This window comes from Microbacterium trichothecenolyticum (assembly GCF_000956465.1).
GTDB classification, from domain to species: Bacteria; Actinomycetota; Actinomycetes; order Actinomycetales; family Microbacteriaceae; genus Microbacterium; species Microbacterium trichothecenolyticum.
On sequence record NZ_JYJA01000025.1, the window covers coordinates 26647 to 51088 of the forward strand.

Consider the following 24442-nt stretch of genomic DNA (forward strand, 5'->3'; position numbering starts at 1 on the left):
GCGAGGATCTCCCCTTTTCGCGATCCCGGCCGGAGATCCGTCAGCTCGCGCGGGCGCGGGCGCGGAGCTTGTCCTCCTCGTCGCTCGGAAGCACGCGGATGGGCGTGGTGCCGGCGACCTCGTCGCTGAACTCCTCGGGTGCGACGATCGTGAGCGGGCGCGTCTCGTCGAGCGTGAGGCGGAACCGCTTCTGCTCGTGACGGTGGAGGCGTCCCGACCACAGCAGCCAGGTGGCGCCGATCGCGAAGGCGACGAAGGCGGCGACAGCGCCCACGAGGATCGCCATGCGCGGGCCGTACTCGGCTGCGACCCATCCCACGATCGGCGCGCCGATGGGTGTGCCGCCCATGAGGATCGCCATGTACAGGGCGAGCACGCGACCGCGCAGCACCGGGTCGGTGGTGGTCTGCACGTAGCCGTTCGCCGTCGTCATCATCGTGACGACCGAGAATCCGGTGAACATGAGGGTGACGGCGTAGAGCCAGTACGTCGGCATGAACGCCGAGACGACGGCGGCGATGCCGAACATCGCGGTGCCGATGATGAGGACCCGCAGCCGCGCGCGGTCCCGGCGGGCCGCCAGGAGGGCACCCGCGACCGAGCCGATCGCGAGGATCGAGCTGAGCAGGCCGAACCCGTCGGCCTCCTTGCCGAACTCGACCGCCATCGTGGACGCGAGGATGGGGAAGTTCATGCCGAACGCGCCGATGAGGAACACCATCGCGCAGGTGACGATGAGGTCGGGGCGGCCGGCGACATAGCGGAACCCGTCGGCGAGGCGCGAGGACTGCGGCGCCTTCACGCGCGGCACGAGTTCGTGGGTGCGGATCAGCATGAGCGCTGCGAGCATCGCGAGGAAGGTCACCGCGTTCGCGACGAACACCCAGCCGGTGCCGATCGCGACGATCACGATGCCCGCGACCGCGGGCCCGATCATGCGGGCGCCGTTGAACGACGCGGCATTGAGTGCGACAGCATTCGAGGCGTTCTCGCGGGCCACGAGATCGGACACGAAGGCCTGGCGCGCCGGGTTGTCGAACGCGGCGACGACGCCCAGTGCGAGCGCGAACCCGTACATGATCGGCAGGGTCATCGCGCCGGCGAAGATGAGCACGCCGATCGCGACGCCGAGCAGGAGCAGCAGGCTCTGAGTGATGAGGAGCAGCTTGCGCCGGTCGAAGCGGTCGGCGACGAGGCCGGTCACGCCGACGAGAAGCAGCGGCGGAGCGAACTGCAGCGCCATCGTGACGCCCATCGCGGCGGCGTCGTTGTCGGTCAGTTCGGTGAGGACCACCCAGCTGATCGCGGTGGACTGCATCCACGCGCCGATGTTCGACACCAGCGCGCCGATGAACCACACGCGGTAGTTGAAGGCGGAGAAGGACCGGAACATGGCGCTCATCGGGCCACCATCCGCTCCATGATCTCGGCCGCAGCGGCGAGCGTCTCGCGCTCGGCCGGCGTGAGCTCGGCGAGAGAGGACTCGACCCACGCGTCGCGGCGACGGGCGGTCTCTTCGACGACCGCCACGCCCTCGGGCGTGAGCGAGATGACGACCTTGCGGCCGTCGCGCTCGTCGGCACCGCGCACGATGTAGCCCGAGTCCTGCAGGCAGTTGACGGTGCGGTTCATCGACGGGGCCGAGACGCGCTCGCGCTCGGCGAGCTCGCCGAGGGTGTGGGGGCCGTGCACCTTGAGGGCGGCGAGCACCGCGAACTGCCCGTCGCTCATCGAGTCGACGGCGCGCTGCGTGCGCATGCGCCGAGCGAGACGGAACGTCGCGATGCGAAGCTGCGAGGCCGCGGGGGAGAGGTCTGCGGGGTTCCCGGCGTCGGGGCCGGGATCGGTTTCTGAAGTCTCGTTGCTGCTCATCCGATTAGTTAGCATAGCTCATTAGTCTTGCTAAAGAAAGTTTGCACGGGACGGATGCCGCGAGCCGGGGCAACGCCGGGGCGTGGGAAGCGTCCCCCTAGACTTCTCGGCATGCCCGAGTTCATCGATGCGCACGACATCACGATCTACTACGACGTCCATCCGGCGCAGGTGGAGCCGCGGGCGATCGTGCAGTTGCTGCACGGCGTCGGCGAGCATGCCGGACGGTACGGCGAGCTGATCGCCGCTCTCACCGGGGCCGGGTACATCGTCTACGCCGCCGATCACCGAGGCCACGGCCGCACGGGGATGACGCAGCACGGCGGTGACGTCTCCCGCCTCGGCCACCTGGGTCCCGGCGGCCTGCGGGGGGCTCTGGCCACGATGTGGCAGTTCACTCAGCAGATCCGCGCCGAGAACCCGGGGCTGCCGCTGGTGCTGCTGGGTCACTCGGGCGGCTCGGTGCTCGCCCAGATGCTCGTGAACGAGCACCCCGATGCGTACGACGAACTCGTGCTCACCGGCACGGCGCTGCGCATGCCGGGGTCGATCCATACCAGCGGCCTCAACAAGCCCTGGAACGGTCCAGGCGCCATGGGCACCGAGTGGCTGTCGAGCGACCTGTCGGTGGGGCGGGCGTTCCTCGACGATCCGCTCACCACCAGCGAGGATCCGATCAAGCTCATCGGCGTGATCGACTCCCTGCGCATGTACGGCAGGCCACGCAAGAACCTCGGCGTCGACATCCCCACCCTCCTCATGATCGGCCGCGACGACACCGTAGGCGGCCCGCGCAGCGTCCACCGGCTGGCCGATGCGTACCGCACACGCTCGGGCTTCACCGATGTGACGACGCTCGTGTACCCCGGGGCCCGCCACGAGATCTTCAACGAGGTCATGCAGGCCGAGGTCCGCGCCGACCTGCTCGCCTGGCTCGACAAGCACATCGCGGACCGCGCCTGAGCGCGGAGGCGCCCGACCGTTCGGCGCCCGTGCTCGCCGCGCGAATAGGCTGAAGCCCATGCACGGCGAATACAAGGTGCCCGGCGGGAAGCTCGTGGTGGTCGACCTCGAGGAGCGCGACGGCCGCATCGCGGACTTCCACCTCGCGGGGGACTTCTTCCTGGAACCCGACGATGCGCTCGCCGACATCGACGCCGCCGTGAACGGGCTCCCGATCGAGGCGGATGTCGCGGCCATCGCCGCCGCCGTGCGCTCGGCTCTGCCCGACGGGGCCCAGCTTCTCGGCTTCACGCCCGAGGCGGTCGGCACGGCGGTCCGCCGCGCGCTCGTGACCGCGCCGGGCTGGCGCGACTTCGACTGGGAGATCGTGCACGAGAAGCCGGTATCACCCCGCATGAACCTCGCCCTCGACGAAGTGCTCACCGGCCGGGTCGGCGACGGCCGCCGGCGTCCCACGCTGCGCATCTGGGAGTGGGACGAGAATGCCGTGGTCATCGGCTCGTTCCAGTCGCTCCGCAACGAGGTCGACCCCGACGGGGCTGCCGCGCACGGATACGACGTCGTCCGCCGCATCTCCGGTGGCGGCGCCATGCTCATGGGGGCCAACTCGATCGTCACCTACTCGCTGTACGTGCCGGCATCCCTCGTCGCCGGCCTCACCTTCGCGGACTCGTACGCGTTCCTCGACGACTGGGTGCTGCAGGCGCTGCGGTCTCTCGGCATCGAGGCCACCTATCAGCCGCTCAACGACATCGCCTCGCCGCAGGGCAAGATCGGCGGCGCCGCGCAGAAGCGCCTCGCCAACGGCGGCGTGCTGCATCACGCGACCCTGAGTTACGACATGGACGGCGAGGTCATGACCGAGGTGCTCCGCATCGGTCGCGAGAAGCTCAGCGACAAGGGCACGACGTCGGCGGCCAAGCGCGTCGACCCCCTGCGCCGCCAGACAGGGCTGCCGCGCGAGGCCATCATCGCCAAGCTCGAGGAGACGTTCGCGAACCTCTACGGCGCGGTCCCCGGGCACATCACGGACGACGAGTACGCCGAGGCCGAGGCGCTCGTGGCGTCGAAGTTCGCCACCGACGCGTGGCTGCGCCGGGTTCCGTGAGCGAGCCGCCGCCTGCGTCGGCTCCGGGCGTCGCGCCTGCGCCGACGGCTGACCCCGCCGCACCGGTTCCCGCGCCCGCCGCGGGGTCGGTCGAGATCCATCACGGCGACAACCTCGAGGTGATCCGGCGCCTGCCCGACGCATCGTTCACGCTGATCTACCTCGACCCTCCGTTCAACACCGGCCGGCCGCAGGAGCGCTCGATCGAGACCGCGAGGTCGCGGCATCCGTCGCCCTCCGTCGCCGAGTCTTCGCCGAAACCCCGCTCGCCCGCCGAAACCCCTGCGGCAACCGACGGTTTCGACGCAGAACCGAGGTCTCAGCGCGGTGCGGCGGCGAGTACGCCGTCGGGAGTCGTGCGGCGCGGGTTCCACGGGCGCGAGTACGAGCGCATCCGTGGAGACCTGCGGGCGTACGACGACACCTTCGACGACTACTGGGGCTTCCTCGAGCCGCGACTGCTCGAGGCGTGGCGGCTGCTCGCCGACGACGGCACGCTGTACCTCCACCTCGACTACCGCGAGGCGCACTATGCAAAGGTGCTGATGGACGCGCTCGTGGGGCGCGAGCGCTTCCTCAACGAGCTCATCTGGGCCTACGACTACGGCGCGAAGACCCGCAAGCGCTGGCCGACGAAGCACGACACGATCCTGGTGTACGTCAAGGATCCGAAGGCGTACTGGTTCGACTCGGACGCCGTCGACCGCGAGCCCTACATGGCCCCCGGCCTCGTCACGCCCGAGAAGGCGGAGCGCGGAAAGCTCCCCACCGACGTCTGGTGGCACACCATCGTGCCGACCACCGGCCGCGAGAAGACCGGGTATCCCACGCAGAAGCCCGAGGGGATCCTCCGGCGCATCGTGCAGGCCTCGTCGCGCCCGGGCGATCGCGTGCTCGACTTCTTCGCCGGCAGCGGCACCACCGGGGCGGTCGCCTCGACGCTGGGCCGCGACGCCGTGCTCGTGGACCACAACCCCGCCGCGATCGCGGTGATGCGCGAACGGATGCCGCACGCCCGGGTGTTCGGCGTGGTCGGCGAGCAAACGCTTCCCTAGGCTGGGGCCATGCGCTTCGGAACCTTCATCCCCCAGGGCTGGCGATTCGATCTCGTCGGCATCGATCCTTCAGAGCACTGGGAGGTGATGAAAGGACTGGCGCAGCGCGCCGATGCCGGGGCGTGGGAGTCTCTCTGGGTCTACGACCACTTCCACACCACGCCGGTGCCCAGCGAGGAGGCGACGCACGAGGCGTGGACGCTCATGGCGGCCTTCGCGGCATCGACCGACCGCATCCGTCTCGGCCAGATGTGCACCTGCATGGGCTACCGCAACCCCGCGTACCTCGCCAAGGTCGCCGCCACCGTCGACGTCGTCTCCGGCGGACGCACCGAGATGGGCATCGGCGGCGGGTGGTACGAGCACGAGTGGGAGGCATACGGCTACGGATTCCCGCCCGTGCCGGAGCGGCTCCGGATGCTGCGCGAGGGCGTCGACATCATGCAGCAGGCCTGGACGACCGGGCGTGCCACGCTCGCCGGTGCCCACTACCAGGTGGACGGCGCGATCGTGCAGCCGCTGCCGCTTCAGGACGGCGGCATCCCCATCTGGGTCGCCGGCGGCGGCGAGAAGGTCACGCTCAAGATCGCGGCGAAGTACGCGTCGTACACGAACTACGCCGGCTCGCTCGAAGACATCGACCGCAAGAGCGCGATCCTCCGGGGCCACTGCGACGCGCTCGGCCGGGACTTCTCCGAGATCACGCGCACGTCGAACTTCAACACGATCGTCGGCGCCACCGAGGCCGACGCGCGCGATCGGCTCGCAGCCGTCAAGGCGCGCCTGCTGCCGCACGTCGGTCAGGAGCGCGCCGACCACATCGAGCACGACTACCTGACCTCGCCCGCCTTCGGCACGCCGGAGCAGGTCGCCGAGCGCCTCGCCGAGCGCGAGCGCCACGGCATCGCCTACGCGATCCACTACTTCCCCGAGGCCGCCTACGACCTCTCGGGCGTTGAGCTGTTCGAGCGCGAGGTCGTCGCCGCGCTGTCCTGACGCAGTGAAGACTCCGGGCCGGATCGCCGCTGAGACGTGCCGACTGTTCCGCAGACCGGCGAGCGCCGCCCGCACCAGGCGCCCTGCGTGCGGGGCCTCTCGGTGATCCAGCCCGGGCTCTTCCCGAGTTCCCCGCGGTGTCAGAGCAGGGCGCGGACGCTGCGGTAGCCGTCGGCGTCGATGTCGGGGACGGATGCCGCGCCCCCGAACACGCGTGTGATGCCGGGGGAGTCCCCCCACCGCCGCCAGCCGGGATCGTCGGCCCGCGCGAACGCGACGGCGGCGCCGTGCATGGCGGCCGCGAGGCCCTTCGGTGGCGCATCGCCCGCGATCGCGGCGACGTGCGGCTCGTCGAGCCCATCGAACCAGAACGGCACGTCGAGGCAGTGCAGCGACCACCGCCGAGTCGGCGAGGGCCATGAGAACCGATACACCCAGGTCGGCGCTGCGCCGCGCGCCTCGGCGACCCTGACCACGGTGGAACGGAACACCGTGTCCGTCGCGAATCGCCCGAGCACCGCCGCAGTGCCGAGCCGGCGCTGCGCGCGGTTGTCGGCGAGCCAGGCACGCCGGCGCTCGCGGGGCACATGAAGGCGTGCCAGTGCGAAGCCCGCAGGCACGAACCGCAGCACGCCGCGCGCGGAGTCCGTCACCATCGTGAACTCGTCGTCGGTGGAGCCGAGCATGAGCGGCTTGTCCGCGCCCACGCCGTCGCGGAGCGCGGCGATCGTGGGCTGGGTGATCAGGTCGCCGTCGATCGCCGGACCCAGCGAGAGCCCGTCACCCAGCACCGCGCGCACGCCGGCGAGCCGGTCGCGGGACTCCGGCGCCGCTGCCTTGCGCTGCAGGTCGCGGATCGCCTCCTCAGGTGCCGAAGCGAAGCCCGTCCGTGTCGGCTCGACCCCGAGCAGCTGCGCGAGGCGCCCGGAGAGTGCGTGGGATCGCTCGACCGAGACGTCCGCGAGTGCTGCGGACAGTGCCCAGGCCGAGTGGAACAGGTGCTGGGCGGTGGGCATCGCCAGCAGGCGCAGCACGGCGCCGCCTCCCGCGGACTGCCCGGCGATCGTGACACGGGAGGGGTCGCCGCCGAACGCGGCGATGTTCGCCTGCACCCATTCGAGGGCGGCGAGCCAGTCCCTCACTCCGCGGTTGGCGGGTGCGCCGTCGATGTGGCCGAAGCCGTCGAAGCCGAGCCGGTACGAGATCGTGACGGTGACGACGCCGTCGCGGTTGAACGTCCGCCCGTCGTACCAGGGGCTGGCCGGCGAACCCGAGACGTAGCCGCCGCCGTGGATCCAGACCAGCACGGGGCGCAGGGCGCCGGGCGCGCCGGGTGCGGGCGTGAAGACATTCACGTTGAGCGTCGCATCCCCGGGGACGGACGGCTCGGGTATCAGCGTGATCCCGGTGTCTCCGCGCTGCGCTGTCGCCCCGTACTCGAGCGCGTCGCGGACGCCGTCCCAAGGGGCGACCGGCACGGGAGCCGCGAACCGCAGCTCGCCCACCGGTGACTCGGCGAACGGGATGCCGAGGAACGCGGCGGATCCTCCGGCTCCCGGTTCGCCTCGCCAGAAGCCGCGCACGCGTCCTGCGGTCGTCTCGGCCTCGGCATAGAGCGTGGGGGTCGTCATTGCTTCCCCGGAGCGAGCAGCTCGAACAGCGCGCCCACGGTGGCGGCCATGTCGACGTCGGGCTCCAGCATCCACTGCAGCTGCATGCCATCGGCGACGGCCTGGAACAGGCGCGCGATCGTCTCGGAGTCGACCCGGTCGGTGATCTCGCCGGCGGCCTGCTTCGCAGCGACCGCCTCGGCGAAGAATCCGCGCAGGCTCTCGCCGCGGGTGACGAAGAACTGGTGGGCCGGATGCTCCGGATCGGCCGCGTCGACGGACAGCCGGGCGAACAGGTGCACGAGCCCGGGGACGTCGGCGTTGTGACGGATGATGTCGAGGTAGCCGGAGCGGATGTCGAGCGGCTCGCCGGTCCGGGCTGCGATCAGTCCCTGCTGGAGGTCGCCCCCGAGTCCCTGGCCGACGGAGTCGAGCTCGTCGCGTTTGCGGAGGATCTCGGTGAAGAGTTGCTCCTTGCTGTCGAAGTAGTGGAGGAGTCCGGCCTGGCTGAGGCCGACGGCATCCGCCAGCTCCTTCACCGATGCGCCGCGGTAGCCCTCGCGGGCGATGACGTCCAGTGCGCGCGTGAGGATCTCCTCGCGCTTCGCGACGCCCTTCGCATAGGAGCCCCGTCGCCCCGGCCCGCTCTCTGTCATGAGAAAAGTAAACCCGAACATCGCTTGATTTCTCAAAACCAAATAACGTAAGGTTTTCGCGAGCGAGCTCACCGCCGAGCGCTCGCCATCCCTCAGCATGTAAGGACCTCCATGAGCATCCCCGATGTCACGGAACTCACCCTCGAAGAGAAGGCGTCGCTCACCAGCGGCGCGAGCTTCTGGTACACGAAGCCGGTCGAGCGCCTGGGCGTGCCCGCGATCATGGTGACCGACGGCCCGCACGGTCTGCGCAAGCAGCGCGAGGGCGGCGATCACCTCGGGATCGGCGACAGCGTGCCCGCCACCTGCTTCCCGCCGGCCGTCGGCCTCGGCTCGTCGTGGGACGTCGACCTCGTCCACCGCGTCGGCGAGGCGCTCGGCACCGAGACCTCGATCGAGGACGTCGCGGTGCTGCTCGGACCCGGCATCAACATCAAGCGCTCGCCCCTGTGCGGCCGCAACTTCGAGTACCTCTCGGAGGACCCGATCGTCTCGGGCGTCCTCGGCGCCGCGATCGTCCAGGGCATCCAGTCGAAGGGCGTGGGCACCTCGCTCAAGCACTTCGCCGCCAACAACCAGGAGAACGACCGCATGCGGTCGTCGTCCGACGTCGACCCGCGCCCGCTCCGCGAGATCTACCTGCGCGGGTTCCAGCGCGTCGTCGAGGACGCCCAGCCGTGGACCGTGATGTGCTCGTACAACAGGATCAACGGCGTGTACGCGTCGGAGGACCCGTGGCTCTTGACCCAGGTGCTGCGCGACGAGTGGGGCTTCGAAGGCCTCGTGGTCTCGGACTGGGGCGCCGTCAACGAGCGTGTGCCGGGCCTCGCCGCGGGAATGGACCTCGAGATGCCGTCGTCGAACGGCGTGACCGACGCGCAGATCGTCGCCGCGGTGCACGACGGCTCGCTCGACGAGTCGGTGGTGGACGTCGCGGCCGGCCGTGTGCTCGACCTCGTGCGCAAGGCGACCGAGGGTGCCGGCGCCGCCGTGGGTCCGCTCGACGTCGACGCGCACCACGCCCTCGCCCGCGAGGCCGCAGGCCGCTCGATCGTGCTGCTGAAGAACGACGGCGGCGTCCTGCCGCTGAAGAAGGACGCGAAGCTCGCGGTCATCGGCGAGTTCGCCGGGAAGCCGCGGTACCAGGGCGCCGGCTCGTCGATGATCAACCCGACGCGCCTCGACACCGCGCTCGACGAGATCCGCGCGCTCGCCGCCGGAGAGGTCGCATACGCGCAGGGCTTCAGCAACGCGCTCGTGGTCTCGGCCGACGAGACGTCGGCCCTCCGCGACGAGGCCGTGGCCGCGGCATCCGTCGCCGACGTCGCCGTGCTGTTCCTCGGCCTGCCCGCCCGCCTCGAGTCGGAGGGCTACGACCGCGACGACATCGACCTGCCCGCGGCTCAGCTTCAGCTCGTCGACGCGGTGCTCGCGGCGAACCCGCACACCGTCGTGGTCCTGTCGAACGGCGGCGTCGTCGCGCTGCCGTTCGCCGATAGGGTGCCGGCGATCCTCGAGGGCTGGCTGCTCGGCCAGGCCGGCGGCGGGGCGACCGCCGACGTGCTCTTCGGCGATGTGAACCCGTCGGCCAAGCTCACCGAGACGATCCCGGTGCGCCTGGAGGACACCCCCGCCTTCCTCGACTTCCCCGGCGAGTTCTCCCACACCCGTTACGGCGAGGGCCTGTTCGTCGGCTACCGCTGGTACGACGCGCGCCGGCTCGAGGTCGCGTTCCCGTTCGGCCACGGCCTGTCGTACACGACGTTCTCGTACGCGGATGCCGCGGCTCAGGTCGACGCGGACGGCGACATCGAGGTGACCGTGGCCGTCACCAACACCGGCGACCGGGCGGGCCGCGAGGTCGTCCAGATCTACACGTCGCTGACGGGATCGTCGGTGCAGCGCGCGCCGCGTGAGCTGAAGGCGTTCGCATCGGTCGCCCTCGAACCAGGCGAGACCCAGGTCGTGACGCTGACCGTGCGTCGCAAGGACCTCGCCTACTGGGACATCCGTGCCGACCGCTGGGTCGTCGAGGGCGGCGACTACACCGTCGATGTCGCGGCGTCGAGCCGGGACATCCGTTCGTCCGTCCTGGTGGCGGTTGCGGGCGATGAGCTCACGCTGCCGCTGTCGCGCACGTCGTCGATGGGCGAGGTGCTGAGCCACCCCGTCGCGGGTCCGGTGGTCCAGGCCGCGATCGCCCAGATGATGGGGGGGCTCGGCGACGGCGCGGCGTCGATCATGCCCGAGGGCGTCGACATGTCGAAGATGATGGAGTCGTTCCCGATCGGCCGCATCGGCATGATGGGCGCGCTCGCCGGTGACGGCGCCGCCGCCGGCCCCGAGATGGTCGACGGCCTCCTCGCGATGGCGAACGCCCCGCAGCAGGACTGATCCGCAAGAACGGATGCCTCGGCTGTTGAGGAAGGCGAGCAGCGCTTCGTTGACCTCGGCGCCGTGAGTCCAGAGGAGGCCGTGCGGGGCGCCCTCGATCTCGATGTAGGTCGCGTCGGGGAGGAGGTCCTTGAAGCGCCGGGCCGTCTTGTCGATCGGCAGGATGTTGTCTGCGGTGCCGTGCAGGATGAGCGCGGGCACGTCGACGGAGGGGATGTCGGCGCGGAAGTCCGTGGGCCAGGTCAGCGGCGCGGCGGCGATCGCGGTGTTGCCGGCGTAGGTCGCGACCTGGATGCTCGCGTCGAGCGCCTCCTGCGAGATGCGCGAACCGAGCGTGTCGTCCAGGTTGTAGAAGTCCTTGTAGAACCCGGCGATGAAGGCGTAGCGGTCCTCGCGCACCGACTGCGCGATGCCGTCGAAGAACTCCTGCGGGCCCTCCCCGTCGGGGTTGTCGTCGGTGATCAGCAGGAACGGCTCGAGCGAGCCGAGGAACGCCGCCTTGGCGACGCGGCCGCTGCCGTAGCGCGACAGGTAGCGAGCGATCTCGCCCGTTCCCATCGAGAAGCCCACGAGCACGGCGTCGTGCAGGTCGAGGTCCTCGATCAGCGCGTGCAGGTCACCGGCGAACGTGTCGTAGTCGAACCCCGAGCCGACCTTGCTCGACTGCCCGAACCCGCGGCGGTCGTACGCGATCACGCGGTACCCGGCGTCCAGCAGCGCCGTCTGCTGCCTGCCCCACGACTCGCCGTTCAGCGGGAAGCCGTGGATCAGCACGACGGGCTGGGCATCGGACGGGCCCTGGTCGGTGTAGTAGAGGTCGATGTCCACCGAGTTCTCGGTCCCGACGGTGATGTACGCCACGATCGCTCCTTCCGGACCGCGAACGGATGCCGCGACCCTGCGTTCGACGCTAGGCCGCGGCATCCGTCCTCGCCAGTGTCTTGCCCTGGCACGTCACGAGCGTTCACACGGCGTTCAGCGGGAGCGGAGCCCTCGGTCGTTGAGCGAGCGAGGAACGAGCGAGACGAAGCGCGTCGGGCCTTCGAGCAAGCCCGGGCGCCAGACCGTCAGTCGTGCGCGGCCCCCGCAGACGGCGTCACGGTGAAGATCGTGGGAGCGGCGAAGCCGGCGGCCGCGAACGCGGCGGTGGCGGCATCCGTCACCGCCTGCACCTTGTCGTGGGCGACGAGTGCGATCGCGGCGCCGCCGAAGCCGCCGCCGGTCATGCGAGCCCCGACGGCGCCCGCGGCGAGGGCGGCCTCGACCGCCGTGTCGAGCTCGGGGACCGAGATCTCGAAGTCGTCGCGCATCGAGGCGTGCGACGCGACGAGGAGATCGCCGATCACGGTCGGGCCCTGCTCGCGCAGGATGCGCACGGTGTCGAGCACGCGCTGGTTCTCGGTGACGACATGGCGGACGCGTCGGAAGGTGACGTCGTCGACGAGCTCCGCGAGGCGCGGGAGGTCGCCGACGCTCACGTCGCGCAGCGCAGGTACGCCGAGGGCCGCCGCACCGCGCTCGCATGCGGCGCGGCGCTCGCCGTAGCCGCCCGTCGCGTGGGAGTGCTTCACTCCGGTGTCGATGACGACGAGCTCCAGGGCCGCGTCCGCGAAGCCGAGGTCGATCACCTGCGCGTCGAGGGAGCGGCAGTCCAGGAAGATCGCTGCGTCGGCGCGGCCGAGCAGCGACGCCATCTGGTCCATGATGCCCGTGGGCGCGCCGACGGCCTCGTTCTCGGCGCGACGGCCGACCTTCGCGAGCGCGACGCGGTCGAGGTCGATGCCCCACGTGTCGGCGAGGGCGACGGCGGTCGCACCCTCGATCGCGGCGGACGACGAGAGTCCGGCGCCCACCGGCACGTCCGACGCGAAGGCGAGGTCGACGCCGGGCACGGTCGAGGGGTCGGTTCCGGATGCCGCGAGCAGCGCCCATGCGACGCCCAGCGGGTAGCGCGCCCACTCCGGGACGTCGTCGCGCTGCTCGGGGAAGAGCGCGTCGAGCTCGCCGAGGGCGACCTCGACGGTCGCATCATCGAACGTCGAGGCGACGCGCACGCGGAAGACGCCGTCGGCGCGCGGCGCGAGGGCGACGTGGGTGCGGTGTTGGATCGCGAACGGCAGCACGAAGCCGTCGTTGTAGTCGGTGTGCTCGCCGATGAGGTTCACCCGTCCGGGTGCGGACCACGTGCCCACCGGGTCGGCACCGAAGCGGGCAGCGAAAAGGGCACGCGCGATGGCGGCGGTGCGGATGTCGGTGGCGGTCACAGGGTCTCCTCGGGGATGGATGCGACGGCGTCGCGCAGCTTCGCCGCTGCCGTCTCGGGCGGGACGTCGCCGATCCAGGCGCCCATGGCGGCCTCGGATCCGGCGAGGAACTTGAGCTTGTCGACCGCGCGGCGCGGCGACGTCAGCTGCAGGTGCAGGCGCGCCGTATCTCGGCCGCGGTGCACCGGCGCCTGGTGCCAGGCGGCGATGTAGGGCGTGGGGGAGTCGTACAGCGCGTCGACGCCGCGGAGCAGGCGCAGGTAGAGCGGAGCGAGCTCGTCGCGCTCGGCATCGGTCGCCTCGGCGAAGTCCGCGACGTGGCGGTGCGGGACCAGGTGGATCTCGATCGGCCAGCGCGCCGCGAAGGGCACGAACGCCGTCCAGTGCTCGCCCTCGAGGATCACGCGCTCGCCGGCCCGCTCGAACTCGAGGATGCGCGAGAACAGGTCGGGTCCCTCGCGATCGATCGACGCGAGCAGGCTCGTCGTGCGCGGGGTGATGTACGGGTAGGCGTAGATCTGTCCGTGGGGGTGGGGGAGCGTGACGCCGATCGCCTCGCCGCGGTTCTCGAACGGGAAGACCTGCTCGATCCCCGGCAGCGCCGACAGCGCGGCCGTGCGGTCTGCCCACGCCTCGATCACGGTTCGGGCGCGCGTCGCCGAGAGCGATCCGAACGAGCCGGAGTGCTCGGGGCTGAAGCACACGACCTCGCAGCGGCCCACGCTCGTGCGGGTGCGGCCGAGACCGGGAGCGGTGAGGTCGTCGAGGTCGCGCGGTGCATCGATCCCGGAGGGCGCGTCGCCCGTGGCGATCGCGAGCGCGGGTCCGAACGACGGCGACTTGTTCTCGAACACGGCCACGTCGTACAGCGACGGGATCTCGGACGGGTTGGTCGGCGTCTGCGGGGCGAGCGGGTCGAGGTGGGCCGGGGGCAGGAACGCCCGGTTCTGGCGTGCTGCGGCCACCGACACCCAATCGCCGGTCAGCACGTCGCGGCGCATCGTCGCGGTCTCGGGTCGCGGCGCGAGGTCGCGCGCGTCGACCGCGCGGTCGGGGCCGAGGGCCGTGTCGGGGTCGTCGAAGTAGATCAGCTCGCGACCGTCGGCAAGGCGGGTCGTGCGCTTCACCACGCCCGCGCCGAGGGTCTCGGCCGGAAGGTCCTGGGCGGACACGACGGTGTCGTCCTGAGGCATGTTCACGTCAACACGGTAGCAACTCGGCTATGTTATCGTCAACACGGATGCCGGATCCCGGCCTCGGGACGCCGGCATCCCCGCGGATCGGGGTGGGTATGACGGCGAGGCGCGTGTCGATGGCAGATGTCGCGGAGCGCGCGGGCGTCTCGGGTCAGACCGTGTCGCGCGTGGTGAACGCGAGCCCCCGCGTCGACCCCGAGACCCGCGCACGGGTCGAAGCGGCGATGACCGCGCTCGGCTACCGTCCGCATCGCGCCGCGCGGGCCCTCCGCACCGGCCGCACGCAGACCATCGGGCTCGTGGTCTCGACGCTCGCCTCGGTGGGCAACTCCCGCATGCTGCAGGCGGTGGCGGATGCCGCAGCCACCCGCGGCTACGCGCTCACGGTGGTGACGCTCGGCGCCGACGGCGTCGCTGCGGCCTTCGAACGGCTCGCCGAGCAGGGCGTGGACGGGGCGATCGTGCTGAACGAGGCCACGGCTCGCGTCCGTGGAGCCGATGTCGGCGCCACGGGGCTCCGGCTCGTGGTGGTCGACTCGCCGCGCGACGACCGGTTCGGCGTGGTCGAGACCGACCACGCCGGCGGTGCGAGGTCGGCCGTCGAGCACCTGCTCGCGCTCGGGCACCCGACCGTCCACCACGTGGCCGGACCCGAAGGCTCGTTCGCCGCGGCGGAGCGTGAACGCGGTTGGCGAGAGGCGCTCGCGGCGACCGGCGCCGCTGTGCCGCCCGTCGTGCGGGGCGACTGGACGTCCGCATCGGGCTTCGCCGCGGCATCCGTTCTTCTCGACTCCGCGACCGCCGTCTTCGCCGCCAACGACCAGATGGCACTGGGTGTGCTGCGTGCCGTCACCGAGTCGGGGCGCGCCGTGCCGGGCGACGTGAGCGTGGTCGGCTTCGACGACGTGGCGGATGCCGCCGACTACCGTCCGCCTCTCACCACCGTGCGGCAGGACTTCGACGCCCTCGGCTCGCGCGCGGTGGCAGCCCTCGTCGACGGGATCGAGGCCGGCGCGCCGGCGGCGTTCGTGACCGTGCCGACGCGGCTCGTCGTGCGAGAGAGCACCGCGCCCGCGCCGACCTCGGGTCGTTGAGCGAGCGAAGCGAGAGCGCTGCGCCCGCGCCGACCTCCGGTCGTCGAGCGAGCGAACCGAGACGAAACGCCTCGAACCCGGCGCAGTCCGCGGGTCCGAGGCGTTTCGTCGTCGTGCGCGAGAGCGCCCTCCGCTCAGCGACCGGGGGTTGCGGCCCGGCGGGCCTCCCAGCCGGTGCGCACCATCTCGTCGACGGTGTAGCGGTTCTTCCAGTCCAGGTCGCGGGCCGCGAGCTCGCCGGTGGCGACGATGCGGTCGGGGTCACCGGGGCGGCGGGGTGCGATGTCGGGGGTGAAGTCGATCCCGGTGACGCGGGCCATCGCGTTCATGATCTCGCGGACGCTCAGGCCGTTCTGCGAGCCGAGGTTGTACGCGGGCTCGATCGGCCGGTTCGCGAGGAGGCGCTGCGCGGCCGCGACGTGGGCCGCCGCGATGTCGGCGACGTGCACGTAGTCGCGCACGTTCGTGCCGTCGGGGGTGTCGTAGTCGTCGCCGTTGATGCGGGGCGTGTTGCCGGCGAGCAGCGCCTCGAACACGAGCGGGAAGAGGTTGTGCGGGCTGCTGTCGTAGACCGACGGGTCGCCCGAGCCGACGACGTTGAAGTACCGCAGCGCGGTGTAGCGGAGCGCGTGCGCGGAGGCCGCCGTCGCGATCGCCTGGTCGCGGATGATCCACTCGCCGATGAGCTTGGACTCGCCGTACGGCGAGGCGGGACGCTTGGGCAGGTCCTCGGTGACGAGCGGGACGTCGGGGGTGCCGTACACGGCGGCCGACGATGAGAACACGAGGTTGGCGACCTCCGCCGCCTGCATCGCCGCCAGCAGCACGCGGGTGCCCTCGACGTTCTGCGCGTAGGTATGCAGCGGACGCTGCACCGAGACCCCGGCGTACTTGAAGCCGGCGAGGTGGATGACGCCCACGACCTCGTGCTCGCGGAGCGTGCGCTCGACGAGCTCTCCGTCGAGGATGGAGCCCTGCACGAACGGCACGCCATCGGGCACGAACGACGCGTGCCCGCTCGAGAGGTCGTCGATCACGACGGAGTTCAGGCCCGCATCTGCGAGCGCACGGACGATGTGGGCGCCGATGTAGCCGGCGCCTCCGGTCACGAGCCAGGACATGTCACTCCGGATTCAGGTGGAGGCGGAGACGCCGAGCGGCGTCGCCTCCATTCTGCCCGGTCGCACGGATGCCTCGAATCCGCTGTCGGCCGGGCGGTCGGCGTGCACGGCGTCGGAGGTTTCGGCCGACACGCCGGGTGGCGGCATCCGTCTCCCGGCGTGTCGCACGAGAGCTCCGATTGCGTGCACCCCGCCGAAGCCCTCAGACCTGCGCCGCCCAGCGCGCAGCGCGTTGCAGCAGGGCCACGTGCGCGGGGGAGTCGTACGCGCGCTCGTCGTGTCCGAGCGAGCACACGACGGCGCGCGTCGGCTCCTCCTGCACCCACACCGCGGGGTGCTCGGCGCCGTCGACGTCGTGCACCGCGAGCACGCGCGCGCCGTCGTCGACCACGAGGTCGCTGTAGCGCTCGTCGAAGACGTCGAGGTGCGGCATCGGTCCGGTCACCGGGTGATCGCCGTCGACGACCCGCACCCGGGCGTCGCCGATCGGGGGATGCCACGAGACTCCGGGCTGCCATTCGCCGCCGATGGCCTCGCGCCAGGCGGGGTGGTCGCGCAGGCTCGAGAGCGCGGCGTGCACGGCGACCAGCCCGATACCGCGGGCGATCGCGGCACGCAGGCCGGCATCGGCGGCGGGGTCGGCGCGATGTCCGAGCTCGGCCGCACCCTCGCGCCACGGGTCGCCGGCATTGACGACGAGCAGATCGAGCCCGTCGAGGTTCGAGAGCGCGTGGTCGACATCGTCGTCGACCGTGACCTCCCAGCCGTCCGCGCGCAGCGCATCGGCGATGCGGGCGGAGGTGGCGGGGAACGGATGCCACGGGTCGGCGTAGCGGCCGGTTCCGGTGGCGATCACCGCACGGCGGGGGCTGGGCTCGGCTTCCGGTCGGTCCATGGTTACCATGATCTGCAGGATAACGCTTTCCCGCGCGGCCTCGGGTCGGAAAACGACAAGACCGCGCATGCCCGAGGAGAATGACGCCATGGCCCACACCGTCGTGATCGCCCCCGATTCGTTCAAGGGCACGATCGGCGCGGCGGCCGCCGCCGACGCCCTCGCCGCGGGGTGGCGCCGCGAGAGCCCCGACAGCGACCTCCGGCTGATGCCGATGGCCGACGGCGGCGAGGGCACCGTCGACGCCTTCGCGGCTGCGGTCCTGGGCGCGCAGCGCATGCCGGTGACCGTGACAGGCCCCGAGGATGAGCCGGTCGCGGCGTCGTGGGTCCTGCTGCCGCCGACCCCGGACGCACCGCAGGGCACCGCGGTGGTCGAACTCGCGAACACGAGCGGCATCGAGCTGCTCGGCACTCCGCCGCGCCTGCGCGCCTTCGATTCGCACACGCGCGGCTTCGGCGAGGCGATCGCCGACGCCCTCGCGCACGGCGTCTCGCGACTCGTGCTCGGCATCGGCTCGAGCTCGTCGACGGATGGCGGCACCGGGATGCTCACGGCGCTCGGAGCGCGATTCACGGATGCTGCGGCCCGGCCCGTCACCGCCGGCGCACGCGGGCTCGGCTCCGTGGCGGCGGCGGACCTCTCGGGGCTGGCGCCGCTGCCGCCGGGCGGTGTGACGGTGCTCAGCGATGTGACCAACCCGCTGCTCGGACCCCGCGGGGCTGCGGCGGTGTTCGGCCCGCAGAAGGGCGCTCTCCCCGGCGACATCGCCGTGCTCGACGCCGGGCTCGCGCGACTCGCCCGGCTGGTCGACGCCGACCCCGAGACTCCCGGCGCCGGCGCCGCGGGCGGCACCGGGTTCGGCCTGCTCGTGTGGGGCGCGAGCCTCGTGCCCGGTTCGGCCGCGGTCGCGGAGCTGGTGGGACTCGACGCAGCGGTGGCCGAAGCATCCGTCGTCGTCACGGGCGAAGGATCGTACGACGGTCAGTCCGCGGCGGGCAAGGTGCCCGCCCACGTGGGCGCGGTCGCCGCGGCGGCGGGCGTGCCGGTCGCCCTGGTGGGGGGCCGCATCGCGGCCGAAGCCGACACCTCGGCGTTCGCCGCGACGGCCTCGCTCACCGAGCTGGCCGGCTCGGGTGATGCGGCGATGGCCGAGACCGCGTGGTGGCTCGAGGAGGCCGGCGCGCAGCTCGCCCGCGACCTCGATCTCCGCTGAAGCGAGGGCACGACGCTCTCGCAGGGCTCAGGCTTTGGACCTCGGGCGCCAGAGCGCCCTCCGCTCAACGACCGGGTGGGCAAGGTCCCGGTCGTCGAGCGAGCGAGTCGAAACGCCCCGAACCTGGCGCACGACCCGTGACCCGCAACCGCGTCAGCGGCCGGTGTGGAGCACGCCGTTGCGCCGATGCGGCAGGAGAGCCAGCGACTCGTCGCGCAGCACCTCGGGAAGGAGCGTCGCGGGGGCGTCCTGGAACACGACAGGCCGGAGGAACCGGCGGATCGCGGTGGCACCGACCGAGGTGTGCAGCGACGTCGTCGCGGGCCACGGGCCGCCGTGGTGCTGCGACCAGGTGACCGCGACGCCGGTCGGCCAGCCCGCGAAGAGCACGCGCCCGGCCTTGCGGGTGAGCACCTCGAGCACCGCCGTGACGTCGTCGCCCGACTCGGAGTGCAGCGTCGCGGTGAGCGACCCGGGGACCGCCTCGAGCGCGGCGTGCAGCTCCTCGTCCGAGGAGTAGCGCACCAGCAGTGTCACGGGGCCGAAGCATTCCTCGAGCAGCGTCTCGGGGCGCGCGGCGACGGCCGCGGCATCCGTCGACAGCACGACCGGCCGCGCCGACCCCGGCTCCGCCGGAAGCCCTTCGGCGACCACCGACACCGACGGGTCGGCCTCGAGGTGCTCGATGCCCGAGGGGAAGGCCGCCGTGATGCGTTCGGTGAGCAGGGGGCCGCCCGCGGCACCGGTCGCGAAGCCGGCGACGAAGTCTTCGAAGCCGGCGCCCTCAGGCACGAACACGACTCCGGGCTTGGTGCAGAACTGACCGACGCCGAGTGTGAAGGATCCGGCGAGGCCCTGCGCGAGCGCCTCGCCGCGTGCCGCGACGGCGGCCGGCGTGATGACCACCGGGTTCACCGAGCCGAGCTCGCCGTAGAACGGGATCGGGTCGGGACGCCCCGACGCCAGATCGAACAGGGCTCGCCCACCGCCGAGCGAGCCCGTGAAGCCCGCGGCCTGGATGGACGGATGCTGCACCAGCGCGTTGCCCGCTTCACGGCCTTCGACGAGCGCGAGGGAGCCCACGGGGGCGCCGGCCTCGACGAGCGCCCCGGCGACGATGGCGGCCGTGCGCTCCGACAGGCGGGGGTGGCCCGAGTGCGCCTTCACGATGACGGGGTTGCCGGCCGCGAGGGCCGACGCGGTGTCGCCGCCGGCGACCGAGAACGCGAACGGGAAGTTCGACGCCGAGAAGACCGCGACGGGGCCGACGCCGGTGAGCATGCGGCGCAGCTCGGGGCGGGGCGGGGTCGACGACGGGTCGGCGTCGTCGATCGTCAGCTCCAGGTACGAGCCCTCCTCGACGACGGTCGCGAACAGGCGCAGCTGCCCGGTGGTGCGTCCGACCTCGCCGCGCAGGCGCGTCTCGCCCAGGCGGGTCTCCTGGTCGGCGATCTCGACGAGCTCGTCGATGTTCGCGTCGAGGGCGTCGGCGGCGGCGCGCAGCCACGACGCCCGGGTCGCAGCATCCGTCGCCCGCCAGACGGGAGCGGCGGCGGCAGCGGCCTGCGCGAGGGCGTCGAGTTCTGCAGGGCTGGTGGTCATGTCGGAGTCCTTTCGTACCGGGTGGACGTGCGGGTGAATCCTCAGGAGAAGCGGAGACCGAGGCCGACGTGGGGGACCTCGGTGAGGGTGCCGTCGGCGATGCGCACGGGCGACGGGTCGCGGAGGGCGCCGAGGGCGCCGAAGCCGGCGTCCTCCACATCCTCCGCCATCGGCTCGGGAACGCCGGGCACCGAGCGCAGGCACAGGGCGAGCTGGCCCGACAGTTCGGGCAGCAGGTGCGGGTGCACGGCGGCTCCGTAGACGCCCGCGATGGCCGCGATCCCGAGGAACGGGGTGATGCCGCCGACGCGGACGATGTTCGGCTGCACGATCTGCGCGGCGCCGGTGCGCAGGAAGTCGTCGAACCGGTACACGTTGTGCAGGTTCTCGCCGACCGCGATCGGGATGGCGCTCGACGCGCTCAGGCGCTTGGACAGCTCATAGTGGCCGTACAGGTCGTCGGCGCGCAGCGGCTCCTCGATCCAGGCGGGCGAGACCGCAGCGAGCACCTCGAGCGAACTCGTCGCGCGGTCGAGGTCCCATCGCTGGTTCGCGTCGATCATGAGCTGCCGGTCGGGCCCGAGAACGTCACGCACAGCCTGCATGCGGTCGAGGTCCTCGGCGACGTCGGGCTTGCCGACCTTCACCTTCACGGCGTCGAAGCCCGAATCGACCCAGCGCCGCACCTGAGCCACCAGTTCGTCGAGCGAGTAGTGCAGGTTCACACCGGACCCGTATGCGCGCACGCTTTCGCGCTGCGGCCCGAGCCACTGCACCACCGACCGGTCGTCGGCGCGGGCGGCGGCATCCCACAACGCGAGGTCGAGCCCGGCCATCGCGATCGTGGTGATCCCGCCGCCACCCGCCTCGTGCAGGTGCTGCCACAGCGGCAGCCACTCCTCGCCGGGCTCGGCTGAACGGCCGATCGCCCACGCCGCGATGTCATGTGCGAGCAGCGCATGCACAGCTTCGGCGCCGATCTGCGGCGTCCACGAGAAGCCCCAGCCCTCGGCGCCGTCCGAGCGCACGACATGCGTGGCCACCACGCCGACCGACGTCACGTCGGCCGCCCACGGCCGCGTCAGCGGCACGCGCACGAGTCGCGCGTCGAACGAGGCGATCGTGGTGCGGGGCGGGCCCGCCGAAGCCGGAGCGGGGGTCACAGCAGCGCTCGTCCCGCCTCGAGGATCTCGGCCAGGCGCGCCTCCTGCGCCGGGGTCGGGTCGACGAGGGGTGCTCGCACCGACCCGACCGGCAGACCGCCCAGGCGCAGGCCGGTCTTGATGAGCGAGACGCCGAATCCCGGGGTCTCGTCGCGCAGCGCGACGAGCGGCGAGTAGAAGCCGTCGAGCAGGTCGGCGCGACGCGCCTCGTCGCCGTCGACGTACGCGCGGTAGTACGCGTTCGCGACCTCGGGGATCATCGCGAACGCCGCCGACGAGTACAGCGGAATGCCGATGCCGCGGTAGGCGCCCTGCGTGAGCTCGGCGGTGAGCAGTCCGTTGAAGAACGCGAAGTCGTCGCGCCCCGCGGCACGGACCGCGCGCACGATCTGCTGCGCGAGGCCGACGTCGCCGACGCCGTCCTTGAAACCGACCACCTTGGGGTTCTGCGCCAGGCGGCGCACCGAGTCGACCGAGTACTGCGCGGTGCCGCGGTGGTAGATGACGACGGGAAGATCGGATGCTGCCGCAACCGCCTCGACGTAGGCCACGAGCCCTGACTGCGGGCCGCCGACGAGGTACGGCGGCAGCACGAGCAGCGCGTCGGCTCCGGCGTCGGCGGCGGCACGCGCGAGCGTCGTCGCGTGGCCGAGAGGACCTCCCGTGCCGGCGACGACGGGCACGCGGCCCGCGACGGTCTCGGCCGCGATCTGCACGACGCGCGTCGCCTCGTCGGTCGACAGGGCGTGAAACTCGCCCGTGCCGCACGCCGGGAACACGCCGCCGGGGGAGTGCGCGAGGGTCGTCTCGAGGTGCTGCCGCAGCAGGCCCTCGTCGATACGGCCGTCGGCATCGAACGGGGTGACGGGAAAGAAGAGGATGCCGTCGAAGTTCACGCCAGCACGTCCTTTCGGGCGGAGTCGGGGGTGGGGGCGGAGTCGGGGGTGGAGTCGGAGCCCTTCGCGTTCGCGGGGCCGGCGTCGGTGAGGGGCTCGCCGAGCTCGCCGCGCCAGGTGTGGGCCGGGCGCCAGCCCAGCACGCGCCGGGCCTTCGCGTTCGAGAACGCGGGCGCCGTGCCGGTGAGCTCCGCCGCGAGGTCGTCGGTGCCGGGGACGAACTGCGGCAGCAGCTCGGCCAGCGGACGGCGCGCGAGCGCGTCGTCGGCGCCGACGAAGAACACCTCGGCGTTCGGGATCTCGGGGAGCGCGACCAGCAGGGTTTCGACGAAGGTCGCGACGTCGCGCGCGTCGACGTAGTTGAAGAGCGCGGGCGCCGACAGCGCGGGGTCGGCGAGGCGCTCGCGCACGGTGTGGCCCTGCTGCGTCAATGCGCCCTGCCACTCCTCGGGGGCGATGACGTAGCACGGCCGGAACGCCGCGAAGCGGGTGGCATCGCCGGTCTGGCGCGCCAGCATCGCGACCGTCTGCTCGGCGAGGTGCTTCGACAGCGCGTACGCGTTCCACGGCTTCGGCGTCGTCTCCTCGTCGAGGGGGAACCGATCGGGGAGCCAGCCCGTGGGGCAGTTGTACCCGAGGACGGTCGGGCTCGACGCCGTCACGATCTTCGGGATGCCCGCGGCCACGCCGGCCGACATCACGTTGAGGGCCATCGTCGCGTTCGTGCGGAGGATGACGTCCTCGGGTGCGCTGAACGGCACCGCGATCGCGGCGAGATGGATGAGGGCGTCGGCCCGGGTGTCGGCGATCGCACGGGTGGCGGCATCCGTGTCCGTCAGATCCACGGCGATCTGCTGGAGGCCCTGCAGCTCACCCGCTTCGGACACCGCGCGGTCGAGCGACACCAGTTCGTGCCCGGCCGCGGCGAGTCCCGCAACGAGGCTGCGGCCGAGGCGCCCGGCGCCGCCGGTGACGGCGATGCGCGTCATGACCGGACGGCCTCGGCGCTCGCCGCGTCGCCGGCGAGGAAGCGGATGCCGAGATCGGCGACCTGCACCGGGAGGCCCGTCTCGAGGGAGCGGTTGCCGGCGATGCCGACCGCGATGGAGCGGACGCCGTCGCGCCAGTCGGCGGGGCGGGCGAGCGGGTCGTCGCCGGGGCCCTCGAACACGTCGGCCAGCAGCAGGGCGTCGCCGCCGCCGTGGCCGTCGCTGTTGCCCGCGAGCGGCACCTCGTAGGCGGCCTCCCAGTGGCGCTGCACGATGAGGCGCTCGCCCTCGGGGCGGAGGGATCCGGTGGAGCCGGCGTCGCTGGCGGAGGGGTCGAGCACCGGGTGCAGCCCCTCGTCGGCGAGCACGGCGCCGCGTTCGACGACCTCGAGCTCGGCCCGGCCCAGGGTGCCGTTGACGGCGACCCGGTACCCCTCCCACGGCGAGTGGGCGTTCAGGGAATAGCTCAGCGTCGCGCCGGAGGCGTAGTCGACCACGAGGGCGAGGTTGTCCTCGATGGTGATGCCCTCGCCGAACACGTCGCGGTCGCGCAGGTATCCGTCGTGCTGCTCGGCGTCGAGGTACAGCGCCTTGAGGCGCTCGTCGTCGCGGAGGTCGAGCTCGAAGGCATCGCCACCGTCGTGCGTCCCGCGGGCAGGGCGGTCGCCGAGGCCGCGGGCGGCGGCGTTGTCGGCGCCGTAGAACCGCAGCCCCCCGGACGCGTACACGCGCCGCGGGACGGAGCGGATCCACCAGTTCACGAGGTCGAAGTGGTGGCTGGCCTTGTGCACCAGCAGCCCGCCGGAGTGCTCCTTCTCGCGGTGCCAGCGGCGGAAGTAGTCCGCGCCGTGCTTGGTGTCGAGCACCCAGGAGAAGTCGACCGAGGTGACCTCGCCGATGGTGCCGTCCTGGATCACCTGACGAAGGGCGGAGTTGCGCGGCGAGTAGCGGTAGTTGAACGTGATGACGACTTCGCGGCCGGTGCGGTCGATGGCGTCCTCGATCGCCGCAGCCGACGGTCCGTCGATGGTGAGCGGCTTCTCGACGACGACGTCGGCGCCGGCATCGAGCGCCCGCACGATGAGCGGGGCGTGCAGGTCGTCGCGGGCGCAGATCACCACGCGGTCCACCCGCTGCTCGCGGACCATCGTCTCGAGGTCGTCCGGCCCGTAGACGGCGGGAGCGGCGAAGCCGGCCTCGACGACCCGGTCGACGTAGAACTGCGCGCGCACCGGGTTCGGCTCGCAGATCGCGACCAGTGCGGCATCGTCGGCGTAGCGTCCGATGATCGCGTCGACGTACATCTGGGCGCGGTGTCCCGCGCCGACGAGGGCATACCGGCGGTGGCTCAT

The 24442-nt window shown here is 72.0% G+C and carries 20 protein-coding genes and 1 pseudogene; 7 read left to right on the forward strand and 14 right to left on the reverse strand.

Annotation, left to right across the window (positions count from 1 at the left end; translation table 11 throughout):
• Positions 1–40: 40 nt before the first annotated feature.
• On the reverse strand, positions 41–1402 hold the full coding sequence (locus tag RS82_RS03575) for an MFS transporter (protein ID WP_045296963.1): 1362 nt from the start codon (positions 1400–1402) through the stop codon (positions 41–43).
• A complete protein-coding gene (locus RS82_RS03580; RefSeq protein WP_045296964.1) occupies positions 1399–1872 on the reverse strand; it encodes a MarR family winged helix-turn-helix transcriptional regulator in 474 nt (157 codons plus the stop codon). The genes RS82_RS03575 and RS82_RS03580 overlap by 4 nt, the downstream gene beginning before the upstream one ends.
• A 111-nt stretch (positions 1873–1983) precedes the next feature.
• On the opposite strand from RS82_RS03580, the gene RS82_RS03585 reads away from it, so the two are divergent.
• Genes RS82_RS03585 through RS82_RS03600 form a run of 4 tightly spaced genes read left to right on the forward strand, consistent with a single transcriptional unit; the run spans position 1984 to position 5994 of the window.
• Positions 1984–2835, forward strand: a complete 852-nt coding sequence (locus RS82_RS03585; protein WP_045296965.1) for an alpha/beta fold hydrolase — start codon at positions 1984–1986, stop codon at positions 2833–2835.
• Between the two features lie 58 nt (positions 2836–2893).
• Positions 2894–3943, forward strand: a complete 1050-nt coding sequence (gene lplAB, locus RS82_RS03590) for a lipoate-protein ligase LplAB (RefSeq protein WP_045296966.1) — start codon at positions 2894–2896, stop codon at positions 3941–3943.
• A complete protein-coding gene (locus RS82_RS03595; RefSeq protein WP_425411874.1) occupies positions 3940–4998 on the forward strand; it encodes a DNA-methyltransferase in 1059 nt (352 codons plus the stop codon). Before lplAB ends, RS82_RS03595 begins: the two co-directional genes overlap by 4 nt.
• A gap of 9 nt (positions 4999–5007) precedes the next feature.
• The gene (locus RS82_RS03600) at positions 5008–5994 is read left to right on the forward strand and encodes an LLM class F420-dependent oxidoreductase (protein WP_045296968.1); all 987 of its coding nucleotides are present in this window, start codon (positions 5008–5010) and stop codon (positions 5992–5994) included.
• 140 nt (positions 5995–6134) lie between these two features.
• Here the strand turns inward: RS82_RS03600 and RS82_RS03605 are convergent, their stop codons facing one another.
• Entirely contained in the window at positions 6135–7625 is a 1491-nt protein-coding gene (locus RS82_RS03605; RefSeq protein WP_045296970.1) for a carboxylesterase/lipase family protein, read from the reverse strand.
• On the reverse strand, positions 7622–8260 hold the full coding sequence (locus RS82_RS21495; RefSeq protein WP_045296972.1) for a TetR/AcrR family transcriptional regulator: 639 nt from the start codon (positions 8258–8260) through the stop codon (positions 7622–7624). Before RS82_RS21495 ends, RS82_RS03605 begins: the two co-directional genes overlap by 4 nt.
• 111 nt (positions 8261–8371) lie before the next feature.
• Between RS82_RS21495 and RS82_RS03615 the strand changes: the two genes are divergently transcribed.
• The gene (locus tag RS82_RS03615; RefSeq protein WP_045296974.1) at positions 8372–10654 is read left to right on the forward strand and encodes a glycoside hydrolase family 3 C-terminal domain-containing protein; all 2283 of its coding nucleotides are present in this window, start codon (positions 8372–8374) and stop codon (positions 10652–10654) included.
• 27 nt (positions 10655–10681) lie between these two features.
• Here the strand turns inward: RS82_RS03615 and RS82_RS20975 are convergent.
• The 3 genes and pseudogenes from RS82_RS20975 to galT form a co-directional block, all read right to left on the reverse strand.
• Positions 10682–11515 (reverse strand): annotated as a pseudogene (locus tag RS82_RS20975) (alpha/beta fold hydrolase); the annotation flags it as partial.
• A gap of 206 nt (positions 11516–11721) precedes the next feature.
• Positions 11722–12918 (reverse strand): galactokinase, encoded by a 1197-nt coding sequence (galK, locus tag RS82_RS03620; protein ID WP_045296976.1) that lies wholly within the window; start codon positions 12916–12918, stop codon positions 11722–11724.
• Positions 12915–14111 (reverse strand): galactose-1-phosphate uridylyltransferase, encoded by a 1197-nt coding sequence (gene galT, locus RS82_RS03625; RefSeq protein WP_045297041.1) that lies wholly within the window; start codon positions 14109–14111, stop codon positions 12915–12917. Before galT ends, galK begins: the two co-directional genes overlap by 4 nt.
• A 119-nt stretch (positions 14112–14230) precedes the next feature.
• Here galT and RS82_RS03630 point away from each other — a divergent pair, with 119 nt between their 5' ends.
• Positions 14231–15208 carry a LacI family DNA-binding transcriptional regulator gene (locus RS82_RS03630; protein WP_157005351.1) on the forward strand — a complete coding sequence of 326 codons (978 nt, stop codon included), beginning with the start codon at positions 14231–14233 and terminating at the stop codon, positions 15206–15208.
• 134 nt (positions 15209–15342) lie between these two features.
• Here the strand turns inward: RS82_RS03630 and galE are convergent, their stop codons facing one another.
• Together galE and RS82_RS03640 are read right to left on the reverse strand one after the other, a co-directional pair.
• A complete protein-coding gene (gene galE / locus RS82_RS03635) occupies positions 15343–16329 on the reverse strand; it encodes a UDP-glucose 4-epimerase GalE (RefSeq protein WP_045296980.1) in 987 nt (328 codons plus the stop codon).
• 202 nt (positions 16330–16531) lie between these two features.
• Positions 16532–17224 carry a ThuA domain-containing protein gene (locus tag RS82_RS03640; protein WP_045296982.1) on the reverse strand — a complete coding sequence of 231 codons (693 nt, stop codon included), beginning with the start codon at positions 17222–17224 and terminating at the stop codon, positions 16532–16534.
• 88 nt (positions 17225–17312) lie between these two features.
• Between RS82_RS03640 and RS82_RS03645 the strand changes: the two genes are divergently transcribed.
• Positions 17313–18440: a glycerate kinase gene (locus RS82_RS03645; RefSeq protein WP_045296983.1), complete on the forward strand. Its 1128-nt coding sequence runs from the start codon at positions 17313–17315 to the stop codon at positions 18438–18440.
• 153 nt (positions 18441–18593) lie between these two features.
• On the opposite strand, the gene RS82_RS03650 is transcribed toward RS82_RS03645, so the two are convergent.
• Genes RS82_RS03650 through RS82_RS03670 form a run of 5 tightly spaced genes read right to left on the reverse strand, consistent with a single transcriptional unit; the run spans position 18594 to position 24442 of the window.
• Entirely contained in the window at positions 18594–20042 is a 1449-nt protein-coding gene (locus RS82_RS03650) for an aldehyde dehydrogenase (NADP(+)) (protein WP_045296985.1), read from the reverse strand.
• A gap of 41 nt (positions 20043–20083) precedes the next feature.
• Complete coding sequence (locus RS82_RS03655; protein ID WP_084695439.1) at positions 20084–21205, reverse strand: mandelate racemase/muconate lactonizing enzyme family protein; 1122 nt, start codon at positions 21203–21205, stop codon at positions 20084–20086.
• Positions 21202–22101 (reverse strand): 5-dehydro-4-deoxyglucarate dehydratase, encoded by a 900-nt coding sequence (locus tag RS82_RS03660; protein WP_045296987.1) that lies wholly within the window; start codon positions 22099–22101, stop codon positions 21202–21204. Before RS82_RS03660 ends, RS82_RS03655 begins: the two co-directional genes overlap by 4 nt.
• On the reverse strand, positions 22098–23090 hold the full coding sequence (locus RS82_RS03665) for an NAD-dependent epimerase/dehydratase family protein (RefSeq protein ID WP_045296989.1): 993 nt from the start codon (positions 23088–23090) through the stop codon (positions 22098–22100). Before RS82_RS03665 ends, RS82_RS03660 begins: the two co-directional genes overlap by 4 nt.
• Positions 23087–24442, reverse strand: a complete 1356-nt coding sequence (locus RS82_RS03670) for a Gfo/Idh/MocA family protein (protein WP_045296991.1) — start codon at positions 24440–24442, stop codon at positions 23087–23089. Before RS82_RS03670 ends, RS82_RS03665 begins: the two co-directional genes overlap by 4 nt.